This window comes from Paenibacillus sp. GCM10027630 (assembly GCF_042676305.1).
In the GTDB taxonomy this organism is placed as follows: domain Bacteria; phylum Bacillota; class Bacilli; order Paenibacillales; family NBRC-103111; genus Paenibacillus_S.
Genome location: NZ_JBHTGY010000031.1, coordinates 62,355 through 79,277, shown reverse-complemented (window position 1 = coordinate 79,277; position 16,923 = coordinate 62,355). Strand labels below are relative to the sequence as shown.

Sequence of the window (16,923 nt, the reverse complement as noted above, 5' to 3'; positions counted from 1 at the left end):
TCTCTGGTGCGAAATTCGTCTTATTATAGCAGAAAATTACCAAAGTGTGGAAAAATATTTTAATTTTTTGTAAATTATCAGAATTGATTTAGCTTTCAGTGGATACAAAAAAACCGGCCATTCCTTTACAAAGGAATACCGGCAGATTAAGGCTATGTTATAGTTTCGTTTGGCTTTCCCTGTATTGACCCGGGGTCACTCCCGTAATCTTGCGGAAGGTTCGGATAAAGCCAGTCGAGCTATTATAGTTGAGGCGTTCGGCGATTTCAGAAATTTTAAGATTAGTTGTTTCCAGCAGCTTCTTGGCCATATTAACACGATAATCCGTCAAGTAATCAATAAAAGTAACGCCGATTTCTTTCTTAAATACTCTGCTTAAATAAACAGGATGAAATTTGAGCTGATCTGCACATGATTCCAATGATATGTCTTGATCATACTGCTCATGGATCAATTGAACCATTTGATGAGCTGTATTCAGGTACTGTGACTCAACGCGCTGTTTCACGAACGCAAGGGTTGGAGGTAGCAGCTCCTTTTTGAACCAAGCCGATATGCCTTGTGCTGTATTCAGCTTCATAAATTGGCTAACGATTGAATTGGTACCGATTAAGCTGTCCAACGATCCCCCTTGCTGCTGAACCAGCTGATAGATTCGAGTAATCAGTTGGAGCATTAATATTTGATAATCGTTGAACTTGACGCCCCGTTCCATGATCGAAGCCACATACTTATCATAATGCTCGAAAGCTGAAAGATCGTCCCCTACTTTAAGCGCATTAATAAAGTACTCCTCTATATGGTTCAGAGAAGCGATGGCGCTTCCCTTATTCCCGTTCACCGAATCAATATCATCATATTGAAGAATGATATCATTGCCCAGACTGATTCTTCGCTTCAAGGCTTCCAATGCTTCCGTATAAGCATCCATAGCATCGGTGTATTTGTAGAAAGGACGACTGATGCCAATGCTAATATCCAACTGCAGCAGCTCATGTACCTTTGTCTTGATCAGCTCGGACGTCTCATAGAAGATTGCCTTTAGCTCTTCCGGATCTTCTGTGTCACTCGCCAGCAGCGACACCTGCGATTGGTCCAGCAACAGCGTACCCAGCATCCGCTCTGCGGGGATCAGCTCACCCACTATGTTATTGATAGCAAATAGCAGCAGCTCCTTGTCCCGCTCCAAATACCGCGTATCCTGCAGCGTATCGATCTGCAGAGTTAACACTCCTAAAGCTTTCTTTTGGTTCGTGAAGCCATAGGTTTCGCATTTGAATGTAAATTCGCTTTCCGTAATTTGCCCCATAAATAGCTTGAGCAGGAAAAATTCCTTCATCTGAGGCAGCTGAACATTATGGAGCTGTTGAAGCTCCTTACGGGTGCTGAATAAATTATTGAAGCGATCCTCCAAATAAGCAAATTCATCCTTCTGCCTCAGGTCTGTAGATTCGCCTTCCATCTTTTCCATAGTAACGAACAATTTACGGATCGGTGTATACATTTTCCGGCTTCCATAGAAAGCCGCGGCAGCGAATAAAATAATAATTACCAAGCAAGCGTTCAAAGTTATGAGAGCAATTTTCTTCGATTCCTTAGTTATTTCATCTATGGAAGCAACCGAAACGTAAGACCAATTATTGTATTGGGCAACCTTGAAATTGACGGCTAAATCGTCGCCTTTAAACAAACCTGTTGTCGTGGACGCAAGCTTCAAGTTATTTATTATGTCTTGATCCAGGGGTGGAGAGCTGTAGCTAGCCAGAAACGGCTCTCGCTCAGCATTCAATACATAAATTCTTCCCAATTGAGCGTTTTGGGTCAAATAGCTTTCCAAGACACTGTATGACATGTTAATTATCAATAACGCTCTAGGTTTGGAGCTGGCAGTTACTATGGGAAGCTTAACGACCAGCCGGATTGTATCCATGGCTAGTTTATCTCCGTTAGCCGGAGGCTTCTCTTTGGCGGGGTCTGAGGCAATCCAGAATAAATTTTTGGAATACTTCCCGTATTCAACAAGTGCCTCTTGATTAGCAAAGCTTGAGGCCGGGGTAAAACCGCTGTTGCTGATCATCCAATCCTGCTCTAAATTGATCAGATAAGTTCCTGATACTCCCGATAGGGACTGCACATGGTACAAGCCTCTGGCGAGGTCAGTTATGGGACCAAAATCTTCACTCGTCAAATTACTATAAAGTGAATCCAATACCATAGTGGAATTCAAATATTGCACAGCCGCCAATTCCACACTTTTTAATACTTGCTCGATTCGCATTTGATTTTGCAAAAGAATTTGTTCATTTCCTTTATTAACTTTCAACTCAATATCCTGTGATGCGATATAGTATGAAACAGACCCAATAGAAGCAACAGGTATGAATACGAGCAATAAGGTGAACACAAGCAATCGATACAAGTATTTAGGCAATGTAAGACAGCTCCTACTCTAGCAGTATTAAATATACGTATGAAAACGTAATCATGATTCGTAATACCTATTATAACAGAAAGCCAAAGCTGCCGCGATGACTACTTCAATTCCCTGGATCCTATATACGCGTTTAAGTGGAAAGAGCTTCCTATTTAGGCAAGCCTGGAAATTTTATGATGGAAGGAGTCTATGGCTTCATATACAATAGGGAGGGGCAACGTAAAATACCATCAAGAGGAATTCAGGTGACACGGATGAAGTCGGAGTATAAGGTTCTTAGGGACAACATAAGAAATAACTTGTGGAATGGTATCTTCTGGTCCATTGGCTTTAATTTTGTCACGCCTTTTATCGGTGTGCTAGCGTCACGTCTTGGAGCTACTAATAGCGATTACGCACTTTTGTCCTCCATTCCAGCCTTGCTGACCTTATTGCTGACCTTGCCGGCATCTATGATTATCTCCCGCTTCCGCAAGCAGAAACGTATCGTTGGCGGTTTAATTCTATTATGCCGTTTTTTTTATTTTCTCTTGATCTTCGTTCCTTATCTCAATGTTTCGCCAATCATGGCCTTAATTTTATTGGTCGGCTTATATAATGCCTTCAATTCAGTTATCGCTGTAGCTTGGCAATCGATGATGGGAGAGATACTTCCAGCCTCTTACCGCAATCGCGTATTAGCGCAGCGTAATATTTGGACCGGATTTTGCGGAATGATCATTGCATTTGTCGCGGGCTGGGGAATTGACCTGCTCCCCTTTCCTTACGGCTATCAGATTGCATTTTGCATCGGCTTTGCCGCGGCTATAGTGGAAACTTGGTATTTTATGAAGCTGCGTATTCCAAGCGAGGAAATTAAGGGGACGGAGCCAGAATCAGATTTGCAATTACAGGCCAAGCGCCAGGATACTTCTGTCAAATGGATGGAGCGGTACAACTTAAACCATGGAAGAGCCTATTATTTATTTTGCTTAAGTGCCATCATATTCATCTTTTCCTGGCAAGCGGTTTGGCCGATTTTTACCAAAGTCAAAGTAGACACTTTGCTCGCTACCAATACTATGATGAGTATAGATACTATCATCGGTGCTATCGGAGCTTTGTTGGGCTTCCAATTGTGCGCGCGTATAGCAGATCGTAGGGGAACAGGGTGGACTTTGTTCGGATCAGCGTTGATGCTTGCTATCACACCCTACTTCTGGCTGCATGTTCCTAATATGAACTGGGTTTATGTCTACGATTTTATCGGCGGCATTGCTACAGCAGGCTTTCAACAATCTATATTTAACCGTCTGCTGGAAATTGTAACAGACTCCAGACGTCAGAGAGCTATAGCCGTTTACACCACGCTAACCCAAGTTTCTGCCATCTTTGCGCCCATCGTCGGTATGCAGCTGTATTCCCATGTAACCTACGAAGCCTGTATGACCCTGCTCGGTTCGGCCCGAGTCGTTGGCTCACTATGCTTCTTGGTTATACTGTCCCCTATACTACTGCGGTGGGCCGGCAAGGTGTCCCAAGACCGTAAGCAGGCTTTATAATTTGTCTGCTTACGGATGCAAATCCATTAATCAATCTTCGCACCAAAGGAACGCAAAAATGCAACTGCCTGCAAGGCATCCATACGAACTCCTTTGACATCCATCGCCTTCATGTCGACACCCTCCATTATAGCCCCTCTCAGATCAGCACCTTGAAGCTTCACCTTTCCAAGCTGTGTTCTGGATAAATCAGCGTCTCTTAAATCAGCTTTCTCCATACTGCAGCCATTCAGATCAGCCTCAAAAAAACGAACCCCGCGCAAATTTTGCTTCGCCAAGTTTACATTCCTGAGATTCGTATACGACCAGTCTCCCCCACGAATCGTAATCCCGTCCAGCTGCGCCGTGTTGAAATCAGAGCCTGTCATTTTACATTCCGTGAAAGCAGCCACAAACAGATTCGCACCATAGAAGTTGCAGTTTAAAAATGCGGTTTCCGCATGTGTTGAGGCATTAAGTGAAGCGCCTTTAAAATTACATTCGATAAAACGGCAGCTGCTTGTGCTCACCTCTTGCAAATTGGTATGGCTAAAGCTGCAGCGTGTAAACGTACATCTAATGAGCTCGCCATCTCTTTGGTCAGCATGGCTGAAATCTTTTCCTTCGTAAGATTGATCTATATACTGGTACATGGTTATCCACCCAAGTCTTTTTTTCATATAAGTATATCATGCACGAATCCCAAAGAAATGACGTTCAGAAACATGTCATATTTTCATCGTAGTACTTCGCAACTAATAATAAAAATATTGTGACCTTACGGAAGCGGCAATTTTCAACTCGCCCGGTTGAATCGGGGTTGCAGCAGCTTGAGCAAACAGTTTGGCCTGATAGGGAGAGGGAGCCACCGATGGAGATACTTCTTCAACTTTACCTGGAAATTTATTCAGAGTCACACCTAAAGTACTAGCGATAGTTAGTGCCTTGCGTTCACCATTTTTAACAGCTAATGCTAGAGCCTGGTTGTAGTAAGCTTCCGGGTGCGCCACAGTAAACTGTATGTTTGATACTGAATTCGCACCGTTGTTAACTGCTGTATCAATAACAATGCCGGTTTGGTCAATTTTATTAATAATAACCTGGAGCAGATGCGTCACCTTATACCCCCGAAAGGTTTGTTTTCCCTCCTCATAGTTATATTCCATATCTATTCGGTAATCGAAGGTTTGAATATTCTCTTGTGGAATGCTGAGTTTTAGCAGTGAATCTATTACCTTAGCCATAGCTTCGGCATTTTTCTTTTGGGCTGCAGATAGGCTTAGATTCTCCGTTATTACACCCAGTTCTACAACTGCCTTGTCAGGAGCCGCAGAAACCGTCCCTTCACCAGTGACTTCTATAGTAGGACGATTATTCATTAGGGTCTGACTATTCATCATAGGAGCCGGGGGCAAGGCTTGATTGTAATACATGGTACCAACCGCCTTTCTCATAATCATCTACTGAATAATGTATTTGACGGTTATTTCTAAAATAACTGCTCTTGAATTTATTTCTATGCACCTTGCGGAACCAGCTTTATCAACCAAAAATAATTACCATTATATTACATAAATAAAATGATCCATTCCATACAATTTGTTCCATAATAGGCTGTTTTAAGTGAAATTATTTGACGAAACTAGGATGTAGAATTAAACTATGGTTAAATATGCTTGCGCATCCGTGGGTCCTTTTGATCGATCTTCGCTTTAGCGCTTTTCCCGATTAAATAGCAGGATCATATTCCGATGTCCCTACGATAAACATGCACAAGCAAACTTACTTAACTTATCGAGAGGGGAATTATTTTTGAAAAAGAAAACTTGGGTATCGCTAGTATTGGCAGCAGTCCTATTAACCGCTGTAGGCTGTGGGCAAAAACCGGGAGCAGGTAATACAGAAGCTCCAGCAGCCAATGGTTCCGCCAAACCTGAACAAAAGACGTATAAAGTTGCCATCTCACAAATCGTCGAGCACCCGTCACTGGATGCCACAAGACAAGGCTTCCTGGCAGCATTAAAGGATGCTGGAATAACAGAGGGCAGCAATTTGAAGCTCGATTACAATAACGCTCAGGGTGATCAAACCAATAATTTATCTATCGCTCAGAAGCTAGCTTCTGCTGATAATGATCTGGTGTTCGCTATTGCAACACCTTCGGCCCAGGCTGTCGTACAGCAAGTAAAAAAATCTCCTGTCTTATTCGCAGCTGTGACCGATCCTGTCGCTGCCAAAGTTGTTAGCAATGTGGACAAGCCGGGCGGCAACGTCTCCGGGGCATCCGATACAAATCCGGAAGCCATTACACGGCTGATGGATTTCATAGCAAGCAATTTTCCTAAGGTAAAAGCGGTGGGTCTAGTCATTAATGAAGGTGAATCCAATGCGGTTGTTATGGGGAATAAAGCCGAGGAAGCACTTTCTAAGCACGGTATCAAGCTGATTAAAGCTCCAGTAACTAATACCTCAGAGGTTAAGCAGGCGGCGCAATCATTAGCCGGTCGGGTTGACGCTCTCTACATCACATTAGACAACACAGTAGTAAGCGGAGTGGATACTTTACTGCAAATTGCAAAAGATAAGCATATTCCTTTCTTCTCCAGCGATCGTGATACGGTTGAAAAAGGTGCTTTTGCTACATTTGGCTTCAAATATTACGATCATGGATATCAAGTCGGACAGCTGGCTGTTGATATTCTAAAAAACGGCAAAAAAACGGCTGATATGAAAGTAACGGTTCCAGATAAGCTGGACCTTATTCTAAATTTAAAGGCAGCTAAAGATCAGGGCATTGAAGTTACTGAAGCTATGAAAGCTGTTGTTAAGGATAAAGAAAAAAACATCATCCAGTAAGTAAAATTGATTACGGGAGTGAACGTCTTGTTCGTTCACTCCTGTTTTGATTAAAGCTTATGGCAAGCTTTGTACGAAAACTCTCAGGAGGTATTCATTATGTTTGAATCGCTATACGGCGCGGTTGAATTAGGCCTGCTGTATGCCTTGATGGCGCTTGGCGTTTATATCACATTCCGCATCCTGGATTTCCCCGATTTGACTGTGGACGGCAGCTTCACAACGGGCGGAGCTATTGCGGCCATCATGATATCCAACGGCTATGCTCCTGTAATTGCCTGTTTAGCAGCTTTCGTTGGCGGTCTCGCGGCTGGCGCATGTACAGGACTATTGCATACAAAAGGTAAAATCAACGGATTGCTATCCGGAATTTTAATGATGATAGCGCTTTATTCGATTAATTTGCGAATTATGGGCAAGCCGAATATTTCCTTGCTCGGCTCTGACACCCTGTTCATTAATATTTCCCCCTTTGCTCTCATGCTGATCATCGTAATTGTTGTCAAGCTGATGCTCGATGCATTTCTCCATACTGATTTAGGGCTGGCTCTTAGAGCTACCGGTGATAATTCCAGGATGATACGAAGCCTCGGTGCCAACACTGATACCACTACCATTCTGGGAGTTAGCCTATCCAATGGACTGGTAGCACTTTCAGGTGCACTCATTGCCCAGCAATCCGGGTTTGCAGATATATCAATGGGAATCGGCATGATTGTTATCGGATTAGCCTCCGTTATTATCGGTGAAGCTATCTTTGGAGCGCGTACCGTCTTTTTCGCTACGCTTGCTGCGGTGCTTGGTTCTATCGTCTATCGTATTGTCGTTGCACTCGCTCTCCAAGTAGAATGGTTAAAAACATCCGACCTTAAGCTCATCACCGCCATTATAGTTATTGTTGCTTTAGTGCTTCCCTCTCTACGGCGCACTATCAAGCAACGTGCTTTGGCCAAGAAACGCTCTGCCGAGTTGATTGCCTTCACCCTGGGTCAAAAAACGGGAGGTGAACGCTGATGCTGCAGCTCTCCAATGTTTCCAAGTTATTTAATCCCGGAACAGCCGACGAGAAGATCGCCTTAATCGATATCAACTTGATGCTGAATCCAGGCGACTTCATTACCGTTATAGGCAGCAACGGTGCAGGTAAATCAACATTAATGAACATCATCTCCGGCGTCATGACTCCGGATACGGGTGAGGTTCGGATTGAGGGAAATACAATCCACCAGCTTCCTGAATACAAGCGCAGCCGCTGGATTGGGCGTGTCTTTCAGGATCCGATGGCTGGTACGGCGCCTCGTATGACCATTGAAGAGAATCTTGCAATGGCTTATGCTCGCGGGAAACAACGAGGGCTTGGTTTTGGAGTTACTTCGAGTAAACGCTCCTACTTCCATGAACAGCTGCAGCGACTGGGTATCGGTCTGGAGAACAGGCTTCGGGCTAAGGTTGGATTATTATCCGGTGGAGAAAGACAAGCTCTAAGCCTCTTGATGGCTACCTTCACGAGACCGCAAATATTGCTGCTCGATGAGCATACAGCTGCGCTTGACCCGGCCAGAGCGGAATTAATAACACAATTGACCAAGGATATAGTTTGTGAAATGAAGCTGACTACCCTTATGGTTACTCATAATATGGAGCAAGCTATTCGTCTTGGCAACCGCCTGATCATGATGGATAAAGGCCGAATCATTCTGGATGTAAACGAACAGCGGAAAAAGGATTTAACTATCGAGCAGTTGCTTGGCGAATTCGAGAAAATTAGCGGCAGCAAATTATCCGATGACCGTGTCATGCTGGGATAATAAAAATATTCCAAACCAAACCAAATCAGCCATGTCCGCAGCGTTTGCGGCATGGCTGATTTAGTTTGGTTTGGATCTCCATAACGGTTTACTTAACGGCTCCGCCTGTCAAGCCTTTGACGATTTTTTCCTGGGCAAAGAAGTAAACCAGCAAAATCGGCATGCTTGCCATTGTTAAAGCGGCCATTAAAGCAGGAACATTAACTGTCAGCTCGCCATAATATTTTTGCATGCCGAGAGGAAGCGTCATATTCTCAGGACTGGTGATCAATACAAGCGCAAATATAAATTCAGTCCAAATATGAATAAAATTATAAATAACGATGGTGGATAGCGCAGGAGTAATCATTGGCAGAATGATATTCCAAAAGATTCGCGCATGCGTACAGCCATCAATCTCAGCAGCTTCTTCAATTTCACGGGGCAGCTCTGACATAAACTGAGTAAGGATAAAGATCGAAATCGGCAAGCTGAACGCAATGTAGGGTCCAAGCAGCGCCATCAGCGAATCATACAGCCCCATATCCTGAGTCAGCTTGAATATAGGAATTAATGTGGAATGGATAGGCAGCATCATACCTGATACAAATAGCATAAACAGCACCTTGCTCATGCGAAATCGAATTCGGCTTAACGGATAGCTCGCCAAGGCTGCAAACAGGACGATTAGCAAAACCGAAATGGCTGTAACGTAAAAGCTGTTTACAAAATAGCTGGTCAAGCCTTTCTCAAATGCCATCACATAGTTGCTGAACTGAACCGGCACGAATAAAGAAAAAGGATCCATAAAAAACATTTCCTGCGTTTTAAATGAGGTCAATACCATGTACAAGAATGGGTATCCGGTAAAGACTAGTAAAATTAGTGACAGGATATATAAAGGAATGGTCTTGAAGGTTCTCAGCGCCATTAGACCGCCCCCTTCTTCTTCCGGTTATATTCCATATATTGAATAATTCCAGCGACGAGAAAGGCAAGCAAGAACATCATAAAGGCAACTGCGCTCGCAAATCCCATATTGAAATGGACGAAGGCTTGTTTATACATATAAATGCCTAGCAATTCCGTGCTGTTGTTGGGACCGCCACCAGTCATTATGTAGAAAATATCGAATGCTTTAAGAGAACCGACTATCGCTAATATAGAAGATGTTACAATCGTTGGAACCAGCATAGGGAAAGTAATCCGTGAAAAACGTGTCCATGGTCCAGCTCCATCAATCGATGCAGCTTCATATAATTCCTCCGATATCCCAACTATAGCCGCTTTGAACAATATCATATAAAAAGGAGCATATTGCCATACAACTACAAGCAATATAGAAGCCATAGCTGTCTTTGCTTCACTCAACCATGCTACATTTTCAATGCCAAACAGACCTATTAATCGATTGATGGAGCCGTTCAACGGATCGAACATAAATACCCAGAGTAGGCCGATTGCTACGGTTGACATCAAGAAGGGCATGAAGTAAACCGTTTGAAAAAAACGCATTCCCTTAATCGGAGCGAACAGCAGAAGCGCCATAAGCAGCCCTAGAGGAATTTGCAGAAATACGGAAGCCAGCACCACTTTCAGGTTATTGCCTAGAGAGCTCCAAAAAACTGAGTCAGCAAACAGCTTGGCATAGTTATTCAAGCCTACAAACGTTTTGTCAGGCCCGCCCTTCCAATCATAGAAGCTGTATTGAAGCGTTCCGATAATCGGATACACCATATAGAGCAAATAGACCAGCAAAGCAGGAGCTATAAATAAGGCCACGGTTACTCTTTTGGTCAGGACTCTTTTTCTTCTCATCTGCGTTTGTGTTACTTTGGCTAGGGTAGCAACCGTTGTATCCATGACTATCACATCCTCCATGCCATCAGGATAAAGAGAGGAGATTCCCTCTCTTTATCCACCTAAGGCTGCTATTCTTATTTAAGAATTTGCTTCGCTTTCTCTTCCATCTTCTTAGCCGCTTCTTCCGGAGTCATGGACAATCCGAAAATAGCCTGCGTTGTATCCTTGTGCAGCTCAGCCAGGTCAGGCGGCAGTGTCTGGTCATACGGCCAGTGAATATCCTTGGCCTTGTCAACGTATACCCCGAGGCGTTTCGCGAATTCATCCTTGTAAGTAACACCTTTTACACCGACAGGAGATCCGGTACGATCCGAGTAGTTTTGTGCCGTTTCTTGACTTGACAGCTCTTTAATAAGCTCGATGGCCAGATCCGGGTTTTTAGTTTTAGCGGATACAGACCACACCGGTGCGGATGCTCCACCAATGTCAGATGGATCGCCCTTACCTCCTGGAACTGTTGGGAATGGGAAGAAATCAAGCTTCTTCTCAAATGTAGGAGCTTCCGTCCTTACATTATTCACTATAGAATTAGACATAACGAGCATAGCGGCTTGCTCTGTATAAAGAATTTGTCTGCCCTGCCCCGCATCCCATGGAACTCCGTTAAAGCCTTTGTTGAAGGCATCTCTCTTCACCAAATCTTGAATCAGTTTTCCAGCTTGTACATATCCATCGTCATCAAAGGTTTTGCCGGTACGTCCAAGGGCGCTTTTGAACAATTCAGGTCCTGCAACGCGATCGGCCAAATACATGAAATAGTAAGCTCCCGGCCATTTAGGCTGGTTAGCCAAAGTGAATGGTATTAATTTATTTTGCTTCAATGTATCAATCACGGTCATAAACTCTTCCCATGTAGCAGGCTGCTTGATGCCGTATTTGGCAAATATATCTTTGTTATACCAAACCATAGTAACGGAGAGGCCCAATGGAACTCCATAATTTTTTCCGTTAAATGTAGCGTTATCCAGCACTGTCTTTACATATGAATTGGCATCGATTTTGCCGGTGATGTCCAGTACATTGCCTTGAGTAACGAACTCCTTTAACCAGCCTCCGCCCCAGGAATGGAACACATCAGGAGGATTGCCGCCCGACATGGCAACAGCGAACTTTTGTTTGTAGGTATCATTAGGGGTTTGTAATGCCTTTACTTCAACATTCGGATGTTTTTTCTTAAAGCGTTCAACGGCTTCCAAATACACCTTTTCCTTATCGCCCGGGTCGATATACCAAAATTCCAATGTCTTTTTCTCTCCGGCCTTACTTGCATCCGCTGCTTTAGTCTCAGCCGGCTTCTTGTCATTGTTAGTAGGGGTATCCGTTTTGCCAGCTGAAGTAGTTGCCGGTGCTCCGCCGCCACAAGCTGCCAATAAAAGCATGGACGAAAGCGTCAATGATGTTACTGCTTTTTTCATGATTCAACCTCCCTATTTTTTCCTGCAAACGATTTCATTTTGACTTTGCCAAATTGTCCTCGTAGTACTTATTGTAAGAAGATCGCGGCTTTTGATAAAGGAGAGTATCCTCAGATTCAGGTTAGAGAATGTTCGGGAAATTGAACTTATGATATGCCACAGCCTTGGCTGGATCTATTTGCCAAACAGCTCATCTCGATATTCCGAAGGGGTTTGCGAGTAATATCTTTTAAATTGCTGGCTAAAATATTTGACATCCTCATACCCCACCGAGCGGGCGATTTCGCTGATTTTGACGGACGGATCTATAAGCATCTCTTTGGCGAGCTCCAATTTCTCTTGTATCAGATAGTCTCCAAAGGTAGTTCCAGTCACACGTTTAAACACCTCACTGAAATGTCCGGGATGGAGGTGAACGTAGCGTGCCGCTTCATGAAGACTCAGCTTCTGGTTTCCGATGTTTTGCTGTATATAAGCGATAGCCTGCTGAACATAAACCGCTGGGCCTTTGGAGACATTTAAATGATAAGCGTTCATAATGGTTTCCAAATATTGCTGCAGCTTGTCGCGCAGAGCCACATCGCCCTTCTCGCCGAATGAGGAATAATCAGCGATACCTTCCTTTAACGCTTCCAGCTCTGCGGCCATTCTCTCCAGCCAACGAAACCCTGACAAGGCAAGAGATTGGATATAGGAGGAGTACGATTCATACGTGACCTCGGGATGCTCAAAATGCTCGGAAACACGAGTACCGATCCATTGGTTAAGCCTGATAGAGTCGTTAGCTAATAGCAGCTGCGATAATTCAGCTTCCTCCTGACGCGAGCTAACCGTTCTCCAGCCCTTCCGCTCTCCGATACGTTCGTAGCTCAATATTCGTTCTTGCATAAATATTTCCCAGTACTTTGCAGTCTGTAAAGCTTTATTGTAAGAGAGGCTAAGCTCTTCAATCGTTCCCACTGACGGTCCGGAAGCGCAATACAGCGTGCATTTCAATAGCCTCTCGATTTCCGGAAACAGCTCACAGTAACACTCCTTTTCCCTTAAACCCTCGTCATATTTCATGACTGCCACCAGATACCGCTTACCTGCCAACGTCTCACAGGAAACGATCTCACGCAGCATATTCTCTACAGCGAATTGCAGCAGAAGTCCGCTGCCATCGGCATTTCCCCAGCCCTCCGCCTTTATCAATACCGCTTGATAACAGCTTCGCTTACCCACATTGTCTGAGTCCTTGAACAATGGGAAATATTCGCCCAGCACTTGCTTATCCACTCCACCGTCTCCGGCCAATATTTTCTCAAACCAATGCTTCCTCATTTCTTTTTCCTTATGATACACCTTGCTGTTGGAGTTCCACTTGGAACGGATACGCTGGGCTGCTCGAAGCACCGCTTGTATAATGTCGCCGGGACGGCTCGTCTTGAGCAAATAATCACTTACATCGTTGCGAATCGCTTGCTGCATATAGCTAAAATCGTCATAGCCCGACAGCATGATAATCTCCAGATCGGGGAACATCGCTTTAGCCTCTTTTGCTAAAGTGAGTCCATCCATTTCTTCCATCCGAATGTCCGTCAACAACAAATCCGGCTTCTCTAACGGAATCCGTTCCAGCGCCTCCTCTGCAGATTCAGCAGGCTCAAGAAATTGAAAGCCCAGCTGCTTCCAATCAATTACCGTAGACAGACCTTCTCTAATAATCACTTCATCATCCACGATCATAATCTTCATCTTCATGCTCCTTTATCGGAATGATAAATGAAACCCGTGTACCTTGACTCTCCTGGCTTTCCAGCTGCAATTGGGAGGAACGGCCGTAGTGAAGCAGCAGCCGCTCATTCACATTGCGCAATCCATAGCTTCCCGATTGATCCGCCGTGCTGCCGCTCAGCGGCTGCAGCAGCTCCACCGACAGCTTGGAGAGCTTCTCCTCCGCCATGCCAACCCCATCATCATGGACCATAAACCTCATGCCCCTCGGCTCTTGCACGGTACTAATATAAATCGTGCCTCCCCGTTTACTTTTCTTCAGACCATGAATCATCGCATTTTCAACTAATGGCTGCAGCAGCAATTTCAGCATGGGAACAGCTGCTACTTTGGGATCAATGTGGAACTGAATATCGAATCTTTGGGGGTACCGGATGGATTGAATCAAGGCATAGTTTTTCACATGATTGATTTCCTGCTCCACTGTGCAGTAATCCTTTCCTTTATTCAGGCTGAACCGCAGAAAATCACTAAGCGCTCCCACCATATCGGCGATCCGCTGTTCTTTACTCATCAGCGCAATCCAATGGATCGATGAAAGTGTATTATATAAAAAATGAGGGTTAATTTGCGCTTGCAGAGCACGGATATCCGCTTCTTTTTTCCGCGTTTCCAGCATAATCAGCTGCTCCTTAAGCCTCTTGATATGCTCTCCCAGCTTGTTATAGCTGCCAACCAGCTGGCCAACCTCATCCGGAGATTCGAATTGGTATAACGGCATAGGCTCGTTCGGATCAAAGCGGACCAAGTGACGCCGCAGTACCTTCAACGGTTTGGTAACATGGCGTACAACAAATAAAATTAAGCCTGACGTCAACACAGCTGCCAAACTGACCGAAGTACCGGTAAGCAGCCATATATATTGGTTTTCTTTACTGTACAGCTCGTAAGGCACCAAGCCTATGAGCGTCCAATCCAAGCCAGGTATCCGGTTATACAGCACCGTTTTCTTCTCATGACCTTGCCCATAATTGAAAAAACCGTCCGGCTGGGTCATTCCTGATAAGAGTGAGTCCGGAAACAAGGATTCCCACTGCTGCGTGAGCCATTCCTTTTTATTGCCTGAAATAACAGCATCTTGACGATTTAAAAGCATGATATCACCCTGCCCGACGCCAAAATTAGGGCTTCCCAAATAGCGTGACAGCACCGCTTCATTAAGGCTGATCGAGATAAAGCCAAGCTGATCATAATTCTCTCCGCTCTTGACGGCACGCAGAAAAGAAAATACATGCTCGGATCCATGAATAGTCTGATTTTCATACAAAGAAGTCCATCTTTTTCCGCTTAAATCCCAATCCTCGATCACCTTCGATAAATTGGAAAAGTAAATGCTTTGTGTATGCAGTGGCATCGTTTTGTTTTTGGAGTAGATCGTAATATTGGATATATACTCTTTGGATTGAATCAGGTTGCTCGTCATAGCTAATATTCGCGATCGCTCAGGAGAATCGAAGTCAAAACCGCTCATATACTGCTGCACATCTTTATCCCCTGTCAGAAATATGGACATGCCTTCCACATCTTGCGCTATAAATTGAAGCGTCGCCTGAATTCTTCGCAAGGAATCAATCCCGGTTTGCTTCGTTTTCTCCTCATTCACCCGTGCAGAAGTTGTATAAGAGAACGCCCCCAGAAAAAATAGAGGAATAACCGTCGATATAAGCATCATCACAGACAGCTTGCCTTGCAGGGAAGTGCTGAAAAAACGCCTCATTGGATCCTCCCTTTCATCCGTTCATCGAAATTTTCCGAGTACATTAGCTTGTGTGTCCTGCAGCTTCTTGGCCAATTCGTCAGGAGATCCGCCCTTCAGCAGCTCTTGAATTCCGTTGCTCAAAGCTTCGACTGCCGCTGTTGTTAATTGGGTTTCATAAGCAGGCAGCAGCGTCACCTTATTGGTCAGCTGATGAAGCTCCACAAATAATGGATGAGCTTTTTTCCGGTCCACTTCAAGCTGATAGCTTACCAAGGTGTTGCTGTTTAATATGCTTCTTTGCGCTTCACGGTCGGACAATGTGTAAATAAGCTTGAATGCCGCTTCCCTCTGCTCTCCTTGCAGCTGCCTGTTGACAGCAAACCCATTTCCCACAACACCAGAAGTTGAAAGAGGCAAGCCTTTTCCTCCGGCTACAGTAGGAAACAACGTAATGTGCGTAGTCTCAAGGACGTCCTTAGGCGCTCCGGCAATCAGATTGCTGACAGCAGATCCGCCTTCAATAAACATGGCAGCTTGCTTCTGATAATACAGCTGCTCCATCTGAATATGATCGATATAGTTGAAGTTGCTTTGAAATGCCTGTGCCTTGGCAAGCTCCTGCATTCGAGAAAGCGCATTCACAAATATCGGATCTGTAAATCTTGCACCGTTCTGCCCCAGAACATCCATAAACCATCCAGTCCCGGTCACTCTGTTAGCCAGCGTACTGAAAATAGCAGACTGCGCAACCCAAGATGATTTGTTGCCCAGTGCAATCGGGATAATCCCTTGACGGTTGAATATGCGGATAGCGCTCAGCAGCTCCTCCCATGTTTCGGGTACTTTAACGCCGTATTGATCGAAGATTGCTTGATTGTAGAAGATGAAGGAAGATGGCGCCATCGACATGGGAACCGAATATTTACTGCCATCGACAGTAAACGAATCGAAGGATTGCGGCATAAATCCGGCTGTCCAATCGGGCTTGGCTTTTAACAAATCATCAATGGGCTGGATTAATCCTCCTCTGACAAATTCGCGTGTCATGGAATCAGGCCAAATGAGGAACACATCCGGGAGCTCTCCGGCGGATGCCATCGTCTTTAGGCGTGATCTGTAAACATCCCTAATGATGGGCTGAGCGCGCAGCTCTACATGCGGATTGTCCTTCTGGAATCGCTCCAGCAGCTTGCGCATCGTTTCGGAGGTCGAGTCTTGTCCCATCCAATCATGCCAAACGGTAAGCACGATCTTATTTTTACCGTCCGCTCCGCCTTTCGTTGTATCCGTTTGGATCTCCGGTGTAGATACGAGCGTACAACCTGCACCTATGGTGCATATGAGAAGCAGGATGAACATGCCGCTGCTCCAGCTCAGCCAAGAATGTTTGACCATCAAACTTCCTCCCTGCTATTTTTTTATTACTGAAGATGAACCAATTAGTTGTTAAACCTACTTCCTGCTGTAAGAGGAATGAGGAAATCGTGACATCATAGGAGAGGAAGAATCGAATCCTGGATCTTTTCGTGAAAACGGCCGCGCAGCAATGACAGCGGAAAATGTTAATTCATGG

The 16,923-nt window shown here is 44.7% G+C and carries 13 protein-coding genes; 4 read left to right on the top strand and 9 right to left on the bottom strand.

Going from position 1 to position 16,923, the window contains the following annotated elements:
• Nucleotides 1–157: 157 nt before the first annotated feature.
• Nucleotides 158–2,431 carry a helix-turn-helix domain-containing protein gene (locus tag ACFQ0C_RS14060; RefSeq protein ID WP_379367754.1) on the bottom strand — a complete coding sequence of 758 codons (2,274 nt, stop codon included), beginning with the start codon at nt 2,429–2,431 and terminating at the stop codon, nt 158–160.
• A 257-nt stretch (nt 2,432–2,688) separates the two neighbouring features.
• Between ACFQ0C_RS14060 and ACFQ0C_RS14055 the strand changes: the two genes are divergently transcribed.
• The gene (locus ACFQ0C_RS14055; protein ID WP_379367955.1) at nt 2,689–3,975 is read left to right on the top strand and encodes an MFS transporter; all 1,287 of its coding nucleotides are present in this window, start codon (nt 2,689–2,691) and stop codon (nt 3,973–3,975) included.
• 26 nt (nt 3,976–4,001) lie between these two features.
• Here ACFQ0C_RS14055 and ACFQ0C_RS14050 read toward each other — a convergent pair whose 3' ends face one another.
• Nucleotides 4,002–4,607, bottom strand: a complete 606-nt coding sequence (locus tag ACFQ0C_RS14050) for a pentapeptide repeat-containing protein (RefSeq protein ID WP_379367753.1) — start codon at nt 4,605–4,607, stop codon at nt 4,002–4,004.
• Nucleotides 4,608–4,709: 102 nt separating this feature from the next.
• On the bottom strand, nt 4,710–5,387 hold the full coding sequence (locus ACFQ0C_RS14045) for an SIMPL domain-containing protein (RefSeq protein ID WP_379367752.1): 678 nt from the start codon (nt 5,385–5,387) through the stop codon (nt 4,710–4,712).
• A 379-nt stretch (nt 5,388–5,766) separates the two neighbouring features.
• On the opposite strand from ACFQ0C_RS14045, the gene ACFQ0C_RS14040 reads away from it, so the two are divergent.
• The 3 genes from ACFQ0C_RS14040 (at nt 5,767) to ACFQ0C_RS14030 (ending at nt 8,618) form a co-directional block, all read left to right on the top strand.
• On the top strand, nt 5,767–6,810 hold the full coding sequence (locus ACFQ0C_RS14040; RefSeq protein WP_379367751.1) for an ABC transporter substrate-binding protein: 1,044 nt from the start codon (nt 5,767–5,769) through the stop codon (nt 6,808–6,810).
• A 99-nt stretch (nt 6,811–6,909) separates the two neighbouring features.
• Nucleotides 6,910–7,824 carry an ABC transporter permease gene (locus ACFQ0C_RS14035; RefSeq protein WP_379367750.1) on the top strand — a complete coding sequence of 305 codons (915 nt, stop codon included), beginning with the start codon at nt 6,910–6,912 and terminating at the stop codon, nt 7,822–7,824.
• Nucleotides 7,824–8,618 carry an ABC transporter ATP-binding protein gene (locus ACFQ0C_RS14030; protein ID WP_379367749.1) on the top strand — a complete coding sequence of 265 codons (795 nt, stop codon included), beginning with the start codon at nt 7,824–7,826 and terminating at the stop codon, nt 8,616–8,618. Before ACFQ0C_RS14035 ends, ACFQ0C_RS14030 begins: the two co-directional genes overlap by 1 nt.
• Nucleotides 8,619–8,706: 88 nt before the next feature.
• Here the strand turns inward: ACFQ0C_RS14030 and ACFQ0C_RS14025 are convergent, their stop codons facing one another.
• The 6 genes from ACFQ0C_RS14025 to ACFQ0C_RS14000 all read right to left on the bottom strand — a co-directional run bounded on the left by ACFQ0C_RS14025 (nt 8,707) and on the right by ACFQ0C_RS14000 (nt 16,745).
• Nucleotides 8,707–9,528, bottom strand: a complete 822-nt coding sequence (locus tag ACFQ0C_RS14025) for a carbohydrate ABC transporter permease (protein ID WP_379367748.1) — start codon at nt 9,526–9,528, stop codon at nt 8,707–8,709.
• Nucleotides 9,528–10,460 (bottom strand): carbohydrate ABC transporter permease, encoded by a 933-nt coding sequence (locus ACFQ0C_RS14020; protein ID WP_379367747.1) that lies wholly within the window; start codon nt 10,458–10,460, stop codon nt 9,528–9,530. The genes ACFQ0C_RS14025 and ACFQ0C_RS14020 overlap by 1 nt, the downstream gene beginning before the upstream one ends.
• 74 nt (nt 10,461–10,534) lie before the next feature.
• Nucleotides 10,535–11,875, bottom strand: coding sequence for an extracellular solute-binding protein (locus tag ACFQ0C_RS14015; RefSeq protein ID WP_379367746.1), 1,341 nt, complete (start codon nt 11,873–11,875; stop codon nt 10,535–10,537).
• A gap of 174 nt (nt 11,876–12,049) precedes the next feature.
• On the bottom strand, nt 12,050–13,612 hold the full coding sequence (locus ACFQ0C_RS14010) for a response regulator transcription factor (RefSeq protein WP_379367744.1): 1,563 nt from the start codon (nt 13,610–13,612) through the stop codon (nt 12,050–12,052).
• Nucleotides 13,590–15,368, bottom strand: coding sequence for a sensor histidine kinase (locus ACFQ0C_RS14005; protein WP_379367742.1), 1,779 nt, complete (start codon nt 15,366–15,368; stop codon nt 13,590–13,592). Before ACFQ0C_RS14005 ends, ACFQ0C_RS14010 begins: the two co-directional genes overlap by 23 nt.
• Before the next feature lie 21 nt (nt 15,369–15,389).
• A complete protein-coding gene (locus ACFQ0C_RS14000) occupies nt 15,390–16,745 on the bottom strand; it encodes an extracellular solute-binding protein (RefSeq protein ID WP_379367739.1) in 1,356 nt (451 codons plus the stop codon).
• Nucleotides 16,746–16,923 lie beyond the last annotated feature (178 nt).